This window comes from Mesorhizobium sp. M1E.F.Ca.ET.063.01.1.1 (assembly GCF_003998155.1).
Lineage (GTDB): Bacteria > Pseudomonadota > Alphaproteobacteria > Rhizobiales > Rhizobiaceae > Mesorhizobium.
The window spans coordinates 1-518 of record NZ_RZSC01001522.1 but is presented as its reverse complement, the minus strand read 5'-3'; the positions used below and the strand labels follow the sequence as shown (position 1 = coordinate 518).

The 518-nt window shown below is 63.1% G+C and carries 1 protein-coding gene; it reads right to left on the bottom strand.

Annotation, left to right across the window (positions count from 1 at the left end; genetic code table 11):
• Positions 1-518: AMP-binding protein (locus EOA29_RS39575; protein ID WP_145970164.1), on the bottom strand; the 518-nt coding region annotated here is incomplete at both ends.

Sequence of the window (518 nt, the reverse complement as noted above, 5' to 3'; positions counted from 1 at the left end):
GTCCTCGCCCATGCGGATGACGATCTTCAGCGCCGGCAGCTTTTTCGCCTTGAGCTTGCCGGGTTCGGCCTTGGCGATCTCGGGCGCGAGCGTCTCGATCATGCCGAGATAGTCCGACGTCTTGAAACTGGCGGCCGTGACCAGCGCCTTGCAGCCGACCTTGTTCAGCGCATATTCAAGCTCGGTCAGCCGGTAGGCCGGATTGATGTTGACCAGGATCAGGCCGATGCGCGCGGTGGCGAATTGCGTCACCAGCCATTCCCAGCGATTGGGCGACCAGATGCCGACGCGGTCGCCCTTTTCAAGGCCAAGCGCCAGGAAGCCGGCAGCCAGGGCATCGACCGTGTCCGACAGCTCGCTCCAGGTGAAGCGCTTGTCCTGGCCGACGAAGACGGCGGCGTCGAGCGTGCCGTATTTGCTGACCGTGTCGGAAAACAGTTCCGGGATGGTCTTGTCGAGCAAGGGCACCGAATGGTCGCCCGAGACATGCGCCTTGCCATCGACCGGGGCAATAAAGG